Below are 667 nucleotides of genomic sequence, written 5' to 3' on the forward strand. Positions count from 1 at the left end.
GGCAAAGTAAGCATCCAAATGGATTTGAAGACTAGGATGATGATTTCGATCATTGTCCCCTGTTTAAATGAAGAGGAAGTACTTCCTCTTTTTTATCAGTCTGTTGAAGATTTGCTTCCTGACCTGGGAGCAGAGGTCGAGTATGTTTTTGTAGACGATGGCTCAAGCGATGGGACCTTAGAGCTTTTGAAGGCTTATCGGAAGCAAAATCCTGCGGTGCATTATATCTCGTTCTCGCGAAATTTTGGGAAAGAGGCAGCTCTGTACGCAGGCTTGCAGCATGCGACTGGAGACCTGGTGGTCGTGATGGATGCAGACCTCCAGGACCCCCCCAGTATGCTACTTGAGATGAAAGCCTTACTAGATCAGGATGCGAACTTGGATTGTGTGGGAACACGCAGAACCAGTCGGGAGGGAGAACCCTTCTTTCGCAGTTTCTGTGCTGATCTTTTTTACCGCCTCATGCAAAAAATCAGCCCAGTAGCTCTCCCCTCAGGCGTCCGTGATTTCCGGATGATGAGAAGGTCTGTGGTAGATGCTATTTTAACCCTGACCGAGTCCAATCGGTTCTCTAAAGGGCTCTTTGCCTGGGTCGGTTTTCGAACATACTACCTAGACTATCCAAATGTCGAAAGACAGGCTGGAAAGACCAGTTGGAGTTTTAGAC

1 protein-coding gene is annotated in these 667 nt (G+C 47.8%); it reads left to right on the top strand.

Going from position 1 to position 667, the window contains the following annotated elements; all coding sequences use genetic code 11:
• Positions 1-18: 18 nt before the first annotated feature.
• A partial coding sequence (locus D8863_RS10710; protein WP_185761489.1) for a glycosyltransferase family 2 protein occupies positions 19-667 on the top strand: 649 nt, incomplete at its 3' end.

The sequence above is a fragment of the Streptococcus oralis genome (genome assembly GCF_003943825.1).
Classification (GTDB): domain Bacteria; phylum Bacillota; class Bacilli; order Lactobacillales; family Streptococcaceae; genus Streptococcus; species Streptococcus oralis_CD.